This is a genomic window from Methylobacterium sp. AC315 (assembly GCF_979253755.1).
The window spans coordinates 263334-281309 of record NZ_CEEDEA010000004.1 but is presented as its reverse complement, the minus strand read 5'-3'; the positions used below and the strand labels follow the sequence as shown (position 1 = coordinate 281309).

At 68.0% G+C, this 17976-nt stretch carries 17 protein-coding genes; 10 read left to right on the top strand and 7 right to left on the bottom strand.

The window, feature by feature from the left end; genetic code table 11:
• The first annotated feature begins 172 nt into the window (after positions 1-172).
• Genes AC0IY0_RS09085 through AC0IY0_RS09075 form a run of 3 tightly spaced genes read left to right on the top strand, consistent with a single transcriptional unit; the run spans position 173 to position 2678 of the window.
• Positions 173-1768 carry a flavin monoamine oxidase family protein gene (locus tag AC0IY0_RS09085; protein WP_471763642.1) on the top strand — a complete coding sequence of 532 codons (1596 nt, stop codon included), beginning with the start codon at positions 173-175 and terminating at the stop codon, positions 1766-1768.
• Positions 1765-2190 carry a c-type cytochrome gene (locus AC0IY0_RS09080; RefSeq protein WP_147909375.1) on the top strand — a complete coding sequence of 142 codons (426 nt, stop codon included), beginning with the start codon at positions 1765-1767 and terminating at the stop codon, positions 2188-2190. The genes AC0IY0_RS09085 and AC0IY0_RS09080 overlap by 4 nt, the downstream gene beginning before the upstream one ends.
• Positions 2187-2678, top strand: coding sequence for a RidA family protein (locus AC0IY0_RS09075; protein ID WP_147909376.1), 492 nt, complete (start codon positions 2187-2189; stop codon positions 2676-2678). Before AC0IY0_RS09080 ends, AC0IY0_RS09075 begins: the two co-directional genes overlap by 4 nt.
• A 587-nt stretch (positions 2679-3265) precedes the next feature.
• Here AC0IY0_RS09075 and AC0IY0_RS09070 read toward each other — a convergent pair.
• The gene (locus AC0IY0_RS09070) at positions 3266-4249 is read right to left on the bottom strand and encodes a phytanoyl-CoA dioxygenase family protein (RefSeq protein WP_471763641.1); all 984 of its coding nucleotides are present in this window, start codon (positions 4247-4249) and stop codon (positions 3266-3268) included.
• A 475-nt stretch (positions 4250-4724) separates the two neighbouring features.
• A complete protein-coding gene (locus AC0IY0_RS09065; RefSeq protein ID WP_471763640.1) occupies positions 4725-5993 on the bottom strand; it encodes a CoA transferase in 1269 nt (422 codons plus the stop codon).
• Between the two features lie 204 nt (positions 5994-6197).
• Here AC0IY0_RS09065 and AC0IY0_RS09060 point away from each other — a divergent pair, with 204 nt between their 5' ends.
• The 4 genes from AC0IY0_RS09060 to AC0IY0_RS09045 are packed head-to-tail and all read left to right on the top strand — an operon-like array spanning position 6198 to position 10582.
• Positions 6198-7835 carry an ABC transporter ATP-binding protein gene (locus AC0IY0_RS09060; RefSeq protein ID WP_471763639.1) on the top strand — a complete coding sequence of 546 codons (1638 nt, stop codon included), beginning with the start codon at positions 6198-6200 and terminating at the stop codon, positions 7833-7835.
• Between the two features lie 2 nt (positions 7836-7837).
• Positions 7838-9058, top strand: coding sequence for a phosphopentomutase (locus AC0IY0_RS09055; protein WP_471763638.1), 1221 nt, complete (start codon positions 7838-7840; stop codon positions 9056-9058).
• A gap of 11 nt (positions 9059-9069) precedes the next feature.
• Positions 9070-9261 carry a DUF1192 family protein gene (locus tag AC0IY0_RS09050; RefSeq protein WP_147910565.1) on the top strand — a complete coding sequence of 64 codons (192 nt, stop codon included), beginning with the start codon at positions 9070-9072 and terminating at the stop codon, positions 9259-9261.
• A gap of 4 nt (positions 9262-9265) precedes the next feature.
• Positions 9266-10582 (top strand): leucine-rich repeat-containing protein kinase family protein, encoded by a 1317-nt coding sequence (locus AC0IY0_RS09045; RefSeq protein ID WP_471763637.1) that lies wholly within the window; start codon positions 9266-9268, stop codon positions 10580-10582.
• A gap of 25 nt (positions 10583-10607) precedes the next feature.
• On the opposite strand, the gene AC0IY0_RS09040 is transcribed toward AC0IY0_RS09045, so the two are convergent.
• From AC0IY0_RS09040 to fliL, 5 genes are all read right to left on the bottom strand, one after another.
• On the bottom strand, positions 10608-11399 hold the full coding sequence (locus AC0IY0_RS09040) for an FkbM family methyltransferase (protein ID WP_419829602.1): 792 nt from the start codon (positions 11397-11399) through the stop codon (positions 10608-10610).
• A 345-nt stretch (positions 11400-11744) separates the two neighbouring features.
• Positions 11745-12602 carry a MotE family protein gene (locus tag AC0IY0_RS09035; protein WP_246692624.1) on the bottom strand — a complete coding sequence of 286 codons (858 nt, stop codon included), beginning with the start codon at positions 12600-12602 and terminating at the stop codon, positions 11745-11747.
• A complete protein-coding gene (locus tag AC0IY0_RS09030) occupies positions 12599-13105 on the bottom strand; it encodes a DUF6468 domain-containing protein (protein ID WP_147938337.1) in 507 nt (168 codons plus the stop codon). Before AC0IY0_RS09030 ends, AC0IY0_RS09035 begins: the two co-directional genes overlap by 4 nt.
• 19 nt (positions 13106-13124) lie before the next feature.
• Complete coding sequence (gene fliM / locus AC0IY0_RS09025) at positions 13125-14339, bottom strand: flagellar motor switch protein FliM (protein WP_378995020.1); 1215 nt, start codon at positions 14337-14339, stop codon at positions 13125-13127.
• A 55-nt stretch (positions 14340-14394) separates the two neighbouring features.
• Positions 14395-14961 carry a flagellar basal body-associated protein FliL gene (fliL, locus tag AC0IY0_RS09020; protein WP_471763636.1) on the bottom strand — a complete coding sequence of 189 codons (567 nt, stop codon included), beginning with the start codon at positions 14959-14961 and terminating at the stop codon, positions 14395-14397.
• Between the two features lie 257 nt (positions 14962-15218).
• Between fliL and flgF the strand changes: the two genes are divergently transcribed.
• Genes flgF through flgA form a run of 3 tightly spaced genes read left to right on the top strand, consistent with a single transcriptional unit; the run spans position 15219 to position 17951 of the window.
• Positions 15219-15959 (top strand): flagellar basal-body rod protein FlgF, encoded by a 741-nt coding sequence (gene flgF, locus AC0IY0_RS09015; protein WP_147896360.1) that lies wholly within the window; start codon positions 15219-15221, stop codon positions 15957-15959.
• A gap of 14 nt (positions 15960-15973) precedes the next feature.
• Positions 15974-16765, top strand: a complete 792-nt coding sequence (gene flgG / locus AC0IY0_RS09010) for a flagellar basal-body rod protein FlgG (protein ID WP_092038758.1) — start codon at positions 15974-15976, stop codon at positions 16763-16765.
• A gap of 34 nt (positions 16766-16799) precedes the next feature.
• Positions 16800-17951 (top strand): flagellar basal body P-ring formation chaperone FlgA, encoded by a 1152-nt coding sequence (gene flgA / locus AC0IY0_RS09005; RefSeq protein ID WP_461231118.1) that lies wholly within the window; start codon positions 16800-16802, stop codon positions 17949-17951.
• Positions 17952-17976 lie beyond the last annotated feature (25 nt).

Genomic DNA, 17976 nt, shown 5'->3' with positions numbered 1-17976 from the left:
GGACGATGATTTATCCGCGCCTCACATCCGCTTAAGTTGCAAGTCCGAGGACGCATTCCATCGGCTGGACGCTGCGTCCGGCGCGCTTCATTTGCATAGCTCCAAAATTGGCCTCCGGCTTGCTTAGACCGAATCGTCCTGGACGCATCCTTATGAGGAAACGGGAGGCGAGATGGCAGACACATCAGGCTTCAGTCGCCGCAAGCTCATCGCCATGGTCGGCGCCGCCGCCGGGAGCGCGGCGGCCTATCAGGTGATGACCAGCCTCGGGTTTGCCGGGGAATCGCCCTATCGCGGGCCGATCCAGCTCGACGGGGATCCCAAAGGCGCCTCGGTGCTGGTCCTCGGGGCCGGGCTCGCCGGCATGACGGCGGCGCTGGAGCTGCACCGGGCCGGGTACCGGGTGCAGATCCTCGAATACAACACCCGCGCCGGCGGCCGGAACTGGTCGCTGCGCGGGGGCGACACCTACACGGAGTTGGGCGGCGAAACCCAGCGCTGCCAATTCGACGCCGGCCTCTACCTCAATCCCGGTCCCTGGCGGATTCCCTACCACCACCACGGCGTGCTCGATTACTGCCGCCGGCTCGGGGTGGCGCTGGAGCCGTTCATCCAGCTCAACCACAACGCCTTCGTGCACAGCGCGACCGCTTTCGGCGGCAAGCCGCAGCGGATCCGCACGGTGAAGACCGATCTCGACGGTGCCACCGCAGAATTGCTCGCCAAGGCCACCCGCAAGGGCGCGCTGGACGCGCAGGTCTCCAAGGAGGACCAGGAGATCCTGATCGAGGCCCTGCGCTCCCTCGGCGGTCTCGACGAGAACCTCGCCTATCGCGCCGGATCCGAGTCCTCGGAATTCCGCGGCTACGCCCACGATCCCGGCGGCGGCCTCTCGGCACGCCCGGTCGACGGCGAGCCGATGGCGCTGCACGACATCCTGACCTCGCGGCTGTGGCGCGGCCTGCAGAATTTCCTGCTCTACGAGTTCCAGACCACGATGTTCCAGCCGGTCGGCGGCATGGGCCGGATCGGCGAGGCCTTCGCCCGCGCGCTGCCGCCGGACATGATCCGGTACGGCGCCAAGGTCACGCAGATTGCGCAGGATGCCCACGGCGTCACCGCCACCTACCGGGATCTCGGCCAGGGCGGCGCCATGCGGCAGGCTCAGGCGGATTGGTGCGTCTGCGCCCTGCCGCTGACGGTGCTGAGCCAGATCCCGACCCAGGTCGGCCCGACCATGAAGGCGGCGATCGACGCCGTGCCCTACGCCTCATCCGTAAAGGTCGGGCTTCAGTTCAAGCGGCGGTTCTGGGAGGAGGACGAGCATATCTTCGGCGGCATCTCCTACACCGACCTGCCGATCCGCCAGATCGCCTATCCCGCGACCGGTTACAATGCCGGCGGCAAGGGCGTTCTACTCGGCGCCTATACCTGGAACGGGCCGAACTCCTATGAATTCACAGCCCAGAGCCCCGCCGAGCGGGTGCGCCGGGCGGTGGCCTACGGCAGCCAGATCCACCCGCAATACCGCACCGAGTTCGAGACCGGGATCGCGGTGGCCTGGCACCGGGTGCCGTTCACCCTGGGCTGCGCCGGCGACTGGACCGACGAGGCGCGGGCCCAGCACTACGACAACCTCTGCGCGATCGACGGGCGGATCATGCTGGCCGGCGAGCACGCCTCATACATCCCGGCCTGGCAGGAGGGTGCGATCCTCTCGGCGCTTGACGCGGTCACGCGGCTCCACAAGAGGGTTCTGGCGGCATGAATGTCCTTTCGATCCCCCGAATCGTCGCGCTGCTGCTCGCCTCGGGCGGAGCCGCCACCGCGCAGGAGCACGCCACGATGGCGGCCCTGCCGTCGGCCGGTCCCGCGATGAGCCAAGGCAAGAGCTTCACCCAGGCCGAAGGCGAGGCGCTCTACGCCCAGGTCTGCGCCGCCTGCCACCAGGCGGGGGGCGAGGGCGCGGTCGGCGCGGCCTCGTATCCGCCGCTCCTGCACAACGAAAGACTCGCCGGCGCCGGCTACGCCGTCACGGTGCTGCTGTACGGCCTGCGCGGCATGCCCCCGCTCGGGCGCATGATGAGCGACACCCAGGTGGCCGCGGTGGTGAACTACGTCCGCACCCATTTCGACAACCATTACGGCGACGCGGTCGCCCCCCAGGATGTGAAGGCAGCACGGCCATGATCGGACGGATCCTGATACCGCTCGCCCTCGCCCTGTCGGCCGGGCCGGCGCTTTCCGAAGACATTACCCGGCACCCGATCCCTGGCTCGGACTTCCCGATCTCGGAAGCGGTCGAGGTGCCCGCCGGGCACGCGACCGTCTATCTCAGCGGCTTCGGGCCGGCCGTGACCGATCCCAACGCCGAGAAGAACACGGTCGCCGCCTTCGGCGATACCCGCGCCCAGACCGCCTCGACCCTAGCCGCCATCGAGGCGGCCCTGAAACGCCGGAACCTCTCCCTCCGCGACGTTGTGAAAATGACGGTCTTCTTGGTCGGTGACCCGGCCAAGGGCGGGCGGATGGATTTCGCCGGCCTGATGGAATCCTACCGCGCGACGTTCGGGACGGCGGCTCAGCCGAACCTGCCGACCCGCTCGGCCGTGCAGGTCGCGGCGCTCGCCAATCCGGGCTGGCTGGTGGAGATCGAGGTCACCGCCGTGCGGCCGTGACTAGGGATTGCTCAAGCTACACGGATGCCCACCGCGTCATCCCGCGGCCGCGATATCCGGGATGAATTCGGTTTCGGCCAGCTGACGCGACCCGCTCCGTCATGGCGGTCAGCGAAGCACCCCGGGATGACCGGGGTTGCTGTCGGACCGGCGTCGGCAAGCAACTTGCGCGTCGGATGGCGGGATAGTGTCTGCCTCCCGCAGCAAACACTTGGAAACGGATGGGTCTCAATCCGCAATTCAACGCGCGCCGCCGCACCAGTATGCTCTTCGCCGGCGGGCGCTCGCCACCTGATTTGCATGACTGTAGTTTCTCGACTGCAATTGCTTTACTGAATGCACGCGAACGAAGAGATGCACGACTTTTGCTAAATATTTGAAAAGTTTAGATTAAATCCATTTTTTATTAGAGAGATAAAACGCGGCCGCGATTAAACATCCTTGGTCAGCGGCGCCATCATCCACCTGTAACGGCGGTCAGTTCAGCCGCACCCTCAAGATTGTCGGCACATAGCCCCGACCGGCACGGGGAGATGTCGTTTCTCCGGCAAGCGCCCGTCAATCTATAGGTGACCGAAGTTGCCACGTTATAAGTTCAGATACGGCTTTCGCTTGGTCACGATTTTATCGAAGCGCGTTAAATTCTCGCGCCACAAAGCCGCTGCCTTTTGTGTCGGCGATAGACCTGAAACCAGATCTCTCATGCCATCCGGGGAGAATGGCGGATTCGGGCAGAAATACGGGGTTAGCGGCCTGCTGGCGTAGTAGTTATAGAACAAGGCCCTGCGATTTTTGCCGGTGGCAGGCTTGCCCCTGTGGTAGTATTTCGATGTATCACAAAATATCACGGACCCCGCCGGGCCGTTGAAGGTTGTGATGTCGAAATCGATCTTGCCCTCGTTTTGAGCCTTTATCAATTTCTGTTGCTTGAAGCCTCGTGATTTTTCAAGATCGGAGGTTTTGTGTTGCAAATGAAGAATTTCAAAAGGTCCGTCGTCGTCACCGACATCGTTCAGATAGATAGCAACTTTCACCATCGGAGTGTCTTCGCTATCTTTGTGCCAAGTCCGGGCGCCTTTTTCTAAGCCATCGGCAACAGTGAAAAATATATCGACTCCTCCGAACGCGACGGGGAGCTTCAAGTAATGCTCAATGATTTTAAGAAATTTTTCATCCAGTCCCGCGGAGAAAATGACCTTGAATTGATCCAGCAAAGAGGGATTTGCGTCGAGCAACCTTATGATGTCGATAGTCTTGCCTGTTTTGAGGTAGGTCCGTTCTGTCTCATCATAGATCCGATTGGCGGCGGTACGAAATCGGTTCGCCGTGAAGGATTCGAATAAATCCACGTCCGCCCTGCAGAAACCCCGCTCACTCAAAGCATGCGCGAGCGGCAGCTCCTGAAACGTCAATATCGGCAACTTGTGCCTGTGAGCTTCGATATCAGACGCCCGGTTGTTGATCGACCTGCGCTGGATAGGACCAAGCGAATAGACCAAATGCGTTGTCTTGGACGGCCATTGTGCAATGCGATGGAAGATCTTTCGTATCGTGACGTCGATCTTTTGCATCGCTGTCATAAGGCACCCGCTGCTGAAAAATTAGGCGCGCAATGGCTCAGTGTCCGCCGCTTCTGCTTTCCACCCATGCTTTCAGAGTATACACGTCTCCGAATGTTTCAATTTTTATAGGTCAATACCATTTTCAAGTGTTTCTATTTGATTCATGTTAAATGTCAAGCTCAAATTGGTGGTCTTGAAGCCCAATTCTCGCTCCCACTACCGCTCTTGCCGGCATGTCTCCGGTGGACTGGTTCACCGTCAATCTTCCGCGCACGGGGCCGATCGACCAGATCGCCAACATCACGGCGTTGCCGGCCTCACGCGCCGGTCCAGCGTGCGGTCCGCCGAAGTGGAGCGCGGAGCGGGAAAACGCCTATTTTTCGAGGCGTTGGCGCCAAACTGAGACGTGTCGATCCGCTTGGTCGAACGTCTCGATCGCGACCCCATCCAAACAGCTCGAGAGGGCTGGCCCAAAACCCGGCTCCTACCGCAGGGACGCCCCCGGCTCCCCGGCCCAAGCCGGCGCGTCATCCCCCAGCCGGCGGGCGGCCCGGTCCCAGCGCATCGCGGCACCCGCCACATTCAGCGGTGGGCGCAGGCGATGCGCAGGCCCCCAGGAGGTCGCCTCGACCTCCGGGGCGAGATCCTCCGGGGTCTCGGGGGCGAAGGCCGGCTCCGGTTCGGCCGGGCCGGCCGCGACCAGGAACGCCGCCGTCCGGGCGAGCGACAGGCGGGCGCGGCCGCCGGTGCCGTCTCGAAGCCGGTGGGCCAGCAGGCGGAGCGCGCCCGCCGCCATGAGGTAGCCGGTGGCGTGGTCGAGCGCCTGGACCGGGAGCGGCACCGGCGCCTCGGCCTGCCGCCAGGCCTGCCCGGCCGCGGCGAGGCCGCAGCTCATCTGCACGAGGCTGTCGAAGCCGCGCCGCCCCGCCCAGGGGCCGGTCCAGCCATAGGCGTCGAGCGCCACGTCGATCAGGCCCGGGGCCAGAGCCCGCCGCGCCTCGGGGCCGTAGCCGAGGCCGTCGAGGGCGCCGGGGCGGTAGCCGTGGACCAGCACGTCCGCCCCCGCCAGCAGCGCCTCGAAGGTCGCCCGGTCTGCGGCCCTGCGCAGGTCGAGGCGGGAACAGGTCTTCCCCAGCGTCATCTCGGGCACGAGGGCCGGCTCGTCCCAGTCGGGCGCATCGATCCGCAGCACATCCGCCCCGAACCCGGCCAGGAACCGGGTCGCCACCGGGCCGGCGAGCACCCGGGTCAGGTCGAGCACCCGCAAACCCGCCAGCGGCCGCTCCGGCCGGGGCCGCCAGCGCGACGCGCTCCGGTCGGGGTCCGAATCGAACGCCACCAGGGGCTCGGCCGCCACCGCCCGGCCCTGGGGATGGGACGCCCACGCCTCCAACCCACGCATCTCGGCCGCGCAGCCGCCCTCGGCCACCACCGCCGCCTCGAGATCCGCCTTGGCCCAGCCGGCCACCGCCCGCGCCATGCCGGCCCGGTCGGCCTGGGCGCCGAGCACCCGTTCGGCCGCCGCCCGGTGATGCGGGGCGTTGGTGTGGAGCCGGATCCAGCCGTCCCGGGTCCGGTAATCCCCGGCCACCGGATCCCAGGGCGCCGGCACCCGCCAGTTATCCGGCCGCAGCGACGTCGCGAACCAGGCCGCGGCGAGCCGCCGGTCCACGGCGACCGGCCCATCGAGGCCCGCAACTTCCGCGAGCGCCTGGCCGGCGGCTGCAATCGAGGCCGCGGCGAGGTCCGTCACCCGGAATGCGGAGGGCAGGGCGCCGGACCCGGAAACGCGAAGTCTGGCGGCAGGCCGTGAAGGCTCTGCGAAGGGAAGCCGGACTTGGGCGGCCAATTCTTCGTCGATCCCGGGCATGGCGCGTCCCCCCCGCTGCGAGCACCGCGCATGATCGCGCATCCGCGGGCGGGTAGGCTAGGGTGCCGGCCGCGCTATAAGGGTCCCATGTCCGAGGCCGAAACCCCGCCGCTCCTGTCCGTCGAGGGCCTGTCCGTCGCCTTCCGCTCCCGCGCAGGCGAGACGGCGGCGGTCGATTCGATCGGCTTCACGATCCACCGGGGCGAGACCGTCGCGCTGGTGGGGGAATCGGGCTCCGGCAAGTCCGTGACCGCCCTGGCGATCCTGCGGCTGCTCGACGGCGCGGCGCGGCAGAGTGGAAAAATCCTGTTCAAAGGCAGGGACTTGGCGGTTCTATCGGAACGCCAGATGCGCGATGTGCGCGGCGCCGACATCACCATGGTGTTCCAGGAGCCGATGACCTCGCTCAACCCGCTCCACACGATCGAGCGGCAGATCGGCGAGGTGCTGGGGCTCCACCGCGGCCTCACCGGCAAACCCGCCCGGGCGCGGATTCTCGAGCTCCTGGAACTGGTTGGCCTGCGCGATGCCGCGCGCCGCCTGGGCGCCTACCCGCACGAACTCTCCGGTGGCCAGCGCCAGCGGGTGATGATCGCCATGGCGCTGGCCTGCGAACCGGACCTGCTGGTCGCCGACGAGCCGACCACCGCTCTCGATGTGACGGTGCAGGCCCAGATCCTGGCGCTGCTCGCCGACCTGCAGAAGCGGCTCGGCATGGCGCTCCTGTTCATCACCCACGATCTCGGCATCGTCGAGCGCATCGCCGACCGGGTCTGCGTGATGCTGAAGGGCAAGATCGTCGAGGCCGGCGAGACCAAGGCGGTCTTCGCCGACCCGCAGCACGACTACACACGCCGCCTGATCGCCTCGGAACCGAAGGGCCGGGCCAACCCGGTCCCGGCCGACGCGGCGCCCCTGGTGGAGGCCGGCCCGCTCAAGGTCTGGTTCCCGCTGAAGGCGGGCGCGTTCCGGCGCGTCACCGGCCACGTCAAGGCGGTGGACGGGGTCTCGCTCACGGTGCGGGCGGGCGAAACCGTTGGTGTCGTTGGCGAATCCGGGTCCGGCAAGACCACGCTGGGCCTCGCCCTGCTGCGGCTCACCGGCTCCGAAGGCCCGATCGTGTTCCTGGGCCAGGCCATCGACGGCTTCACCGTGGCGCAGATGCGCCCACTCCGGAAGGACATGCAGGTGGTCTTCCAGGACCCCTACGGCTCGCTCTCGCCGCGCATGTCCGTGGCCGACATCGTCGCCGAGGGGCTGATCGTGCAGGGCACCGCGCGCTCCCGGGCCGAGCGGCGGGCGGTGGTCTCCAAGGCGCTCACCGATGTCGGCCTCGACCCGGCCGCCATGGACCGCTACCCGCACGAATTCTCCGGCGGCCAGCGCCAGCGCATCGCCATCGCCCGGGCCATGGTGCTCAACCCACGCTTCGTCGTGTTGGACGAGCCGACGTCGGCGCTGGACCGCTCGGTGCAGGCGCAGATCGTGACGCTGCTGCGCGACCTGCAGCGCGAGCGCGGGTTGGCCTACCTGTTCATCAGCCACGACCTGAAGGTGGTGCGGGCGCTCGCGAACTACGTGGTGGTGATGCAGAACGGCCGGGTGGTCGAGGAAGGCCCGGCGGAGACGATTTTTTCCGATCCGCAGACACCCTACACACGGGCGCTGTTCAAGGCCGCCTTCGCCCTGGACAGCGATGTCGCCGCCGAGCTGGAGCCCGCCTGAAAGTGGCGCGCGCCCTCCTCATCGTCCTCGATTCCGTCGGCATCGGCGGCGCCCCGGACGCCGCAGCGTACGGCGATACTGGGTCCGACACGCTCGGGCATATCGCCGAGGCCTGCGCGGCCGGGCGCGGCGACCGGGCGGGCCTACGCGCCGGCCCTCTGCGCCTGCCCCATCTCGCCGGCCTCGGGCTGGGTCTGGCGGCCGCCGGAGCTTCGGGCCGTATGCCTCCGAACCTCGACCCCGCAGGTGAGCCGGAGGGCGCCTACGGACATGCCGTGGAGACGGCCGCCGGCAAGGACACCCCATCCGGCCATTGGGAGATCACCGGGCTACCGATGCCCGAACCCTGGGGCCATTTCCCGAACAGCCAACCAGCCTTCCCGGCCGCGCTGACGGCGGCGTTGATCGCGGAAGGCGGCCTACCCGGCATCCTGGGTGACCGACACGCGCCCGGCGTCGCCATCATCTACGAACTCGGCGCCGAGCACGTCCGGACCGGTCGGCCGATCTGCTACACCTCGGCCGACAGCGTCTTCCAGATCGCCGCCCACGAGGAGGCGTTCGGATTGGAGCGCCTCTACGCGCTTTGCATGACCGCGCGCCGCCTATGCGACCCCTACCGGGTCTGCCGCGTGATCGCCCGGCCGTTCATCGGCTCCGTGGCGGCGGGCTTCCGCCGGACCGGCAACCGCAAGGATTTCGCGGTCGCCCCCCCGGGGCAAACCCTGCTCGACCGGGCCGAAGCCGAGGGCCGGGCAGTGGTCAGCGTCGGCAAGATCGGCGACATCTTCGCCCACCGCGCCACCGGCCGCGAGATCAAGCCTGGCGCGAACGCGGCCTGCCTCAATGCGGCCCTGGACGCCTTGGGAGATCTGCCCGAGGGCGGGCTGATCTTCGTGAACCTGGTGGATTTCGACACGGAGCACGGCCACCGCCGGGACGTGCCCGGCTACGCCGCGGAACTGGAGGCGTTCGACGCCCGCATCCCGGAGATCCTGGCGGCGCTCGGGCCCGGCGACCTGGCGGTGATCACTGCCGACCACGGCAACGACCCGACCTGGCCGGGGACCGACCATACGCGGGAGCAGGTGCCAGTCCTGGCTTTCGGCCCCGGTGTCGCGTCCCGATCGATCGGCCGGCGGGACACCTTCGCCGATATCGGCGCCACCCTGGCGGCCCATCTCGGCCTGGCCTGGGATGGCGCCGGCCAATCGTTCCTGTAGGGAGCCGAGACATGCGAGACGACGACGAGCGGCCGCGCAAGGCCGTCGCCCACGAGATCGGGCAATCCCTCGACACGCTGTCGCTCTCCGACCTCGACGCGCGCGTCGCGCTGCTGCGAGAGGAGATCGCGCGGATCGAGGCGGCCCGGGCGGCCAAGCAGGCCGCACAAGGCGCGGCCGACGCCTTTTTCAAGCGGGGCTGACATCTTGGATCGGACCGAAACCCTCGCGGCCCTGCGGCGCGGCGATCTCGCGGGCGCCCGGGAACTGCGGTTGCCGGACGGACTCGCTGAATTTCCCCAGGAGGTGTTCGGCCTCGCAGACACCCTGGAAGTGCTGGATCTCGGGCGTGGTAGCCTCGCCGATCTGCCGGTCGATCTCGGCCGCCTCCAGAATCTGAGGGTGCTGTTCTGCTCCGGCAATCCGTTCGCGCGGCTGCCGTCCGTCCTCGGCCAATGCCCGACGCTGAGCCAGCTCGGCTTTCGCGGATGCGGCATCCGGGAGGTGCCGGCGGAGGCGCTGCCACGCGACCTGCGCTGGCTCACCCTCACGGACAACCGGATCGAGACGCTGCCGAACACGCTGGGGGCACGGCCGCTGCTACAGAAGCTGATGCTGTCGGGCAACCGCATCGCGCATCTGCCCGAGAGCTTGGCGGAGGCGCAGAACCTCGAACTGATCCGCCTGTCCTGCAACCGTCTCGAGGCGCTGCCGCCTTGGCTGGCACGCCTGCCGCGCCTCGCCTGGATCTCCTACGCGGGCAATCCCGCCGAACCGCCGACGGAGCCCGCACCGGCGGCGGCCGTGCCGTGGACCGCGCTCGAGGTCGGCGATTTGCTCGGGGAGGGTGCCTCGGGCCGGGTCCACCGCGCCGTCTGGCGCGGACCTACTGGCCCGCAGGAGGTTGCGCTGAAGCTGTTCAAGGGCGCGATGACCAGCGACGGTCTGCCGGAGCGCGAGATGGAAGCCTGCCTCGCTGCCGGAACCCATCCGGCGCTCACAGGCGCCCTCGGCCGGCTCGTCGACCATCCCGACGGTGCGCAGGGCTTGCTGCTCCGGCTCTTGCCGGCCCAGTGGCGCGTGCTCGCCGGCCCGCCGAGCCTCGCGAGTTGCAGCCGTGACGTCTACGACCCCACCCTGACGCTTGCCACAGGGCATGGCCTGCGCATCGCCGGCGCGGTGGCCGAAGCCGTGGCCCATCTGCACGGGCGTGGCCTGCTCCACGGCGACGTCTACGCCCACAACACGCTGTGGAATGCCGCAACCGGCGCCGCCGTGCTCAGCGATTTCGGCGCCGCCTCGGCGCTGCCTGCTGGCGAAGACGGTGCGGCGCTGAAGCGGATCGAGGTGCGGGCGGTGGGGATCCTGCTGAGCGAGTTGCTGGACCGCAGCGACGGGGCCCTGAACGGGCTGCAGACGCTTGTGGAGGCCTGCCTGCAACCGACCCCGACGAACCGGCCCGATCTGGCGGAAGTGATCTCAGCGATCACGACCGGCGAAACCTTTGACCGGTGCTTAACCTAAAGCCATTCGCGATCCGGGATGACGATCATGCATCCGGGGCCGCCACGATCACCGGTCCTTCAGCCCTCAGTTCCCCGGATACGTACCAGCTATCCCACTGGGAGAACTGCCGAAAAACCCGGACATATCCCTTCGCAGCGAGAAGCGCGTCGATCGCGACCTCGTTCTTCGGATTGTTCTCGACAGATAGGACATTGAATTTTCGGCTGAAGCTGTAAGCCGAAAGGATGTCGAGTTCGCTCCCCTCGGTATCGATCGACAGGTAATCGATGCAAGGCGGCGCCGCGTAGGCGTCGAGCAGATCGTCCAGGGAAATGGTTTCAATCTCGATGCGCTGCCCGCGGCTGCGCGTCTCGGCGAAATGGTCGGACTCAGCGAAACGGGCGATGCCGCTCAATTCGGGATCCGAGTCGTTGGTCGCGATGAAGGTGACCGTCTCGTGCGACCGGGACGAAACGCATCTGTGTTCGATCGCGGCGTCTCGCTCGGCCGCCAACGCGGCGTGCCAGATAGGATTCGGCTCCGCAAGAATCCCCTTCCACCCCAGTGTTTTTTCGAGCAGCCACGTGTTGCTGTTCTTCCTGCCGTTCGTGGCCCCGAATTCTACAAAGTAGCCGCCGATCTTCTCGCCCAGCTCGAAGCAAACCCAGAGATCCTGCAAAATCTGCGATTTCGATTGAGACCTTCGCGCAAGGCAATACGCAAGGAACGTCGCATCGCGATCCAATACGAACCGTCGTACCTGCTTCCTGTTGAGGCGCAAAGCGTTGAATAACATCTTTTGGATGGCAACATTGTCTAACAGCTTGCCGGCCAAGCTAGACGCACCGGAAAGGAGATATTCCCTCGAAGTCATCACCGTCCGGCCCAGATACATGAATTTGCGCAGCGCAGTAAATGTTTTTACTGTAATGTCAAGGACACTGCGCAGCGCATCTCATGCGATCGGCACCGATTCAGTTCGGTCCCGAGCCGGCAGACGATACGATTTCCCGAAAACCCTTGCCTGCTCCGGGACCAGGTCGCCGCGCGGGCATCCAGGAAAGACCCGGCCTCGCCCTTCGACACCGGGACACCGGGCGATCTCCATTCGTCATCGTCGACCGAGGCGGAGGCCGGGAGGCGCTGCCGCATCGGCGTGAGACCGGAGGGCCTCGCGAGCCTATCGCGACAGCGGTGGTCCCGGATCGATCGCCGGCAACTCGTTCGCCGGGAGGGCCGCGCCGACCTGCGCCTGCGCAGTTCCGACCCCGCGCGCCCGGTTGGCCAGGGTGACGGTGAGGCGCTCGGCCGTATCGGGCTGCATCGCCGAGAGCACCTCGGCCATCTTGCGCGGGTTCATGGCCAGCACGATCGGCACCAGCACGTCCTGGCCGAGGCGGTCGAACACCCGGGCAGCATCCTTGGGCTTCATCGTCTCGTACATCGTGACGATGTTCTTGAGCCCCTGCTTCTCGGCGTCCTCGCGGGCCTTGGCAGCCGAATCGACCTTCTCCTCCGCCTGCTTGAGGTCGCCCAGCCCGGTCTCGAGCTTGCGTTCGGCCTCGTTGAGCATCTTCTCGCGCAGTTCCAGCTCGTCGTTCTTCTGCCGCAGCGCGTCGCGCCGGGCGCCGAGCTTTTCCAGGAGCGCGCGTTCGGTCGGGGAACCGGATGCCGCCTTCGCCGGCTCGGGCGCGGGCATCTCCGACGGCTTCTCGATCGGTGCCGCGGCCGTCTCCTCCTTGGCGCCGACCGAGCCGGTGGTACCGGGATCGGGGGGCTCGTAGCCGGTGCGCGCCCGGGCCACCGCCCGGCCGTATTCGGGCAGGGTTCCGGCACCCGGCAGGCCGACCTGCCCCAGGGTGAGCAGCTTGAGCAGCAGCAGGCCGCCGGCTGCGATCGCCACGGCATCGATCAGGCGCAGCCGCACCGGCCGCACGGGCTTCAACCGCGGGCGGCGCAGGGCCGTGGCGTCCGTGCGTGGCGCCTGCGGGGTCGGCTTGGGTGCCGGCGGGATCTTCGGGGCCGGGACGCCGGTCACGCGGCGCGCGCCCGGACGCGGGCGAGGGCGCGCTCGCTCATGGCCAGGGCCGCGGCGGCGGCGGCGCCGAGGCGCTCGCCGTTGGGGCTCGCGGGCTCGGACCGGCGCGTCGCGGGAGCCTCGGGCTCGGGGACCGGCCGCGGGGCGGACGGCGGCTCGGACCGGACCGGCGCGGCCCGCATCTGCGCGACGATCGCTCCGATGCGCATCACGACGGTCTCCCCGGCCTCCACCTGCGCAGCCAGTTCGGCGGAGCGGGCTGTGGCGGCCTCGATCCGCGTGGTCAGGGTGCGGTCGCCGTCATCGATCGCCGAGCGCAGCCCCGCGATAGCGCGCTCGGCGGTGCTGGTGGCGACCATTAAGTCGCCGATAGTCTGGCGCAAGGCCGCCTCGTCACCCTTGAGTTGGCTGATCCGGCGCGACAGGCGCAGGCAGGTGACGATCGTGGCCGCCAGGAGGACGGCGACCAGGATATCGGCGGCGAGCGTGACGAAGAGACTCATGATCCGGACCTATCGCACGCTAGACGTCTGTGTGGCTGTTCATTGAGGCCTCGTAGGCCTGGATGGTCGTGCGCGAGCGGCGCAGGGGCCGGGTGACCTGCACGGCGATGTTACCGTCGACCTGGCCGATCCGTCCCTGGGTGAGGGCCCAGTCGCCGCAGCGCACCGCAATCAGGTCGGAGGGCTTGGCGTCGAACATCAGGGTGTCGCCGACCTTGAGGCGCATCACCTGCTTGAGCGGCAGCATCATCTCGTGCAGCACCGCCTCCATGGTGACGTCGGCCTGCCAGATCTCGGTGGCGAGGTGGCCCTCCCAGACATGGTCTCGGCCGAGCTTCTCGCCCATGAAGCTCTGGGTCAGCAGTTCCCGGATCGGCTCGATGGTCGCGTAGGGGAACAGGATCTGCAGCATGCCGCCGCGCCCGTCGACGTCGAGGCGGAGGCTGATCAGGATCGCGGCGTTGCCGGGGCGGGTGATGGTGGCGAAGCGCGGGTTGGTCTCGATCCGGTCGATGCCGAAGGTCACCGGCGAGAGCGGCTGGAACGACATCTCCAGATCGCCGAGCACGATCTCCACGAGGCGGCGCACTAGCGTCATCTCGATCGACGTGAACGGCCGTCCGTCGAGACGGCTCGACGAGCCACCGCGCTTGCCCCCGAGCAGCAGGTCGAAGGTCGCGTAGGCGAGGTTCGAATCGACTGTGACGAGGCCGGAATTCTCCCATTGCTCGGCGCGGAACACGCCCAGCAGGGTCGGGAGCGGGATCGCGTTGAGATAGTCGCCGAAGCGCACCGAGGTGATGTTGTCCAGCGTCACCTCGACGTTGTCCTGGAACAGGTTGCGCAGGGAGGTCGACAGCAACCGGATCATCCGGTCGAAGACGATCTCCAGCATCGGCAGGCGTTCGTACTGGACGACGCCCGAGTCGACGATGGCCTGAACGCCCCCGGCCCCCGAGGCCGAGAGCTCGCGCATCGAGAAGCCGAGGACGCCGTCGATCTCGTCCTGGTTCAGCACCCGGTCGTTGCCGGCGAGCTCGGGGAGGTTGTCGCTCTCCCCGTCCTCAATCATCGTCGCCCATTCGGCGGCGACGTCTCCGGCGTTGCGCGTGGTGCCCTGCTCGGCGAGCGCCGCGCCCCATTCCTCGGCGAGCGACGTGTCGCCGCCCTCGGCGCCCTGCTCCAGGAGGGCGGCCGACCAGTCGTCTTCGGGAAGTTCGTCCTCGGGTTCCATCAGACGCGTCCGCTAGAAGCCTGGTTCGCGGTGACCGCCAGGGCCGACGGGTCGGTCACTGGACGATCACGTCCTTGAACAGCACCGCCTCGACCTTGGCGGGATAGACGGCGACGTTCACGCGCCGCAGCAACTCCTCGCGCAGCCGGTAGAGCCCGACCGACCCGGTGAGGTCACTCGCATGCAGCTCGCGCATGTAGACCTGCAGGGTGTCCTCGATGCGCGGCATCAGGGGCTTCACCTCGTCCTCGACCCCGGCATCCTTGAGTTCCAGGGCGAGCCGCAGCTTGGCGTACTTGGCCTTCTCCTGTGGCGCGTCGGGGCTGAGGTTCAGCAGCATCTCGCGCATCTCGACGAACACGATCGGCTTCTTGCCGTCCGGGCCGACGCCCTTGGCGGCGTCGCCGTGCCCGCCGCCGTGACCACCACCATGTCCGCCGCCCGAGGCAGCCTCCTTGCCCTCACCGCCACCGCCAGACCCCATCATCATGAAGGCACCGCCGCCGCCGACGACGACCAGCAACACGGCCGCCCCGATCATGATGAGCTTCTTCTTGCCCTTCGGAGCCGCCTCGGCGCCGGCTTCGCCCTCTTCGGCGGCCTTTTTGGGCTTCTTGGCCATGGGAAATAATACTCTCTCGCGGATATCCGCGTGCCGGGTATGACCGGATATCGGAGCATTACGGTTAACGCGTCGTTAAGCGGGCAAATCCTGCCGGGCCAGGATTGCCGTAGCGCAGGCCCGACCCATCCGGGTGGTTGCCGGAGCGTCGCGCAAATCATTCAATTTGCATGCAAATTTGGATTTTTGAGCGTTGGCACAGCGGATGCTGAATGGATCGTTGCCGCCACCGCGGCACGCGAGTGTCAGAGTCCACGATGCAGAATGCCCTCTTCGTCGGCGTGTCGAGCCAGGTGGCGCTTCAGCGCGAGCTGGACGTCATCTCCAACAACATGGCGAACGTCTCGACCACCGGCTTCAAGGGCCGGAGCACGCGGTTCCAGGAATACCTGATGCCGGTGGCGAGCGCGGATTCGTTCGCCCGCCCGGACAGGCGCCTCTCCTACGTCATCGACCAGGGCACGACGCTGGACCTGGGGCAGGGGCCGATCGAGCAGACCGGCAACCCGCTCAACGTCGCGGTGAAGGGCTCGGCGTTCATCGCGGTGCAGTCGCCCCAAGGCGAGCGCTACACCCGGAACGGCGCCTTCGAGATCGACCCGACCGGCGCGCTGGTGACCAGCGACGGCTACAAGGTCGTCGGCGACGGCGGGCCGATCACCATCAACCAACAGGAGACCGGGCTGACGATCGGCCTCGACGGCACCGTGTCGACCAACCTCGGCATCCGCGGCAAGATCAAGCTCGTCACCTTCGCAAACCCGCAGCGTCTCACCAACGAGGGCGGCAACCTCTACGCGTCGCCCGAGCCGGCCCGCGCGGCCGGACTCGACGGCCGCCTGGAATCCGGCGCGCTGGAGCGCTCGAACGTCCGTCCGGTCATCGAGATGACCCGGCTGATGGACGTGAACCGCTCCTATGCCATGGTGTCGAGCATGATCAGCCGCCTCGACGACCTGCGGGGCACGGCGATCCGCCGCCTCGCCGACGTCGCGTAAGGGGGGCTCGACCGATGCGCGCCCTTTACTCAGCCGCCACCGGCATGGCGGCCCAGGAACTGAACGTCCAGGTCATCTCGAACAACATCGCGAACCTGCGCACCACCGGCTACAAGCGCCAGCAGGTGCATTTCCAGGATCTGCTCTACCAGAACCTGCGCCGAGCCGGCTCCTCGACTTCCGAGCAGAACACCCAGCTTCCCGCCGGCCTCGCCCTCGGCTCGGGCGTGAAGACGACCTCGACCGCCCGCGTCATGTCGCAGGGCACGCTGAGCTCGACCGAGAAGGACTACGACGTCGCGGTCCGTGGCGAGGGCTTCTTCCGGGTGACGATGCCGGATGGCCGCACCGCCTATTCCCGGGACGGTTCGTTCGACCTCTCGGCCACCGGCCAGCTCGTCACCCGCGACGGCTACCTGCTCGATCCGGCGATCACCGTGCCGCAGACGGCGACCGCGGTCACGATCAGCGCTACCGGCGCCGTCCAGGCGACGCTGCCCGGGCAGACCGCGCCGCAGGCGCTCGGCCAGTTCCAGCTCTCGCGCTTCGTCAACAAGGTCGGCCTCGAATCGATCGGCGACAACCTGTTCATCGAGACGGCGGCCTCGGGGCCGGCGATCAGCGGCCTGCCGGGAGCGGAAGGATTTGGAAACCTTCAGCAGAGTTATTTGGAAGAGGCGAACGTGAACGCCGTCACCGAGATCTCGTCGCTGATCGCCGCGCAGCGCGCCTACGAGATGAACTCGAAGGTCGTGACCGCCGCCGACCAGATGCTCTCCACCACCTCGCAGATGTTCCGCAGCTGACCGCGCGTCCTGCCCTCACTTCAGGTCTCCGATCATGTATGCCGGCTCCCAGATCGACCTTGCCGACCTGCCCCTCGTCAGCACGGCGACGGACGAGAGCGACCTCAACCCGATCGTCCGCCGGACCCGCCCGCGGGTGGCGCCCCCCGGCGCCGCGGTGCTTGTGCGCGCGGCGCTCGCCTTCCTGACCTTCGCGGCCATCGGCGCCCTTGCGATCCCGGCGATGGCCCAGACCGCCCCCCCGCAGAACGAGGCTCAGAAGGCGCAGCCGCGCCTGCGCGGAGACGTGACCGCCCGCGGCGATGTGCTCGCCCTGTCCGACCTCGTCGAGGGCGCGCCGGACGCGCTCGCCGCGCGGCCGCTGTTCCGCTCACCCGCGCTCGGCGCCACCGGCACGATCCAGACCCGCCGCATCGTCGAGGCCGCCGCAGCCCTGGGCCTGACCGGCCTGGAGACCGGTGGCCGGATGCAGATCGCCGTGCAGCGCGCCGCGCGACGCCTGGGACCGCCGGATCTGGAGGCCGCGCTCAAGCGCGCCCTGGAGACGGGCTACGGCCTCGATCCGCGCAGCGTGGCCGTCCGCTTCGACGGCGACGGCCCGACGCTGCTGGCGCCGGTTGACCTCGCCGGTCAGGCCACGGCCCTCGACCTGACCTACGATCCGCGCTCCCGCCGCGTCACGGGTCTCGTCAGTCTCGGCGAGCGGCAGGCATCGCTCCGGGTCTCGGGCGTGGTGGTCGAACTGCGCGAGGTGGCGGTGCTCACCCGGTCGCTCAACCGGGGTGATCCGGTGCGAGACGGCGACCTCGTCGTCGAGCGCCGCCCCCGCGAGATGGTCGCGGCCGACGCGCAGGCCGGCGCCACGGCGGTCCTGGGTGAGGTCGCCCAGCACGCGCTGCCGGCCGGCACGGTGCTGCGGGTCTCCGACACCGCCCTGCCGGAGCTGGTGGCCCGGGGCGAGAGCGTGACCATCGTGTACGAGACCGCCAGCGTCAGCCTGTCGATGCGCGGGCTGGCCAACGAGGCCGGCCGGATGGGCGCGGTCGTCAACGTCGTGAATGTGGCCTCGAAGAAGGTCCTCCAGGCTACCGTGATCGGCCCCGGCCGGGTCTCGGTCGGCCCCGCCTCCACGACTCAGCAGGCCGCCGCGGCCCCGCAAGTCCAGGCGACGGCGTCCCTGCGCTGATCGCCCATCCGATGCGTCAACGAGT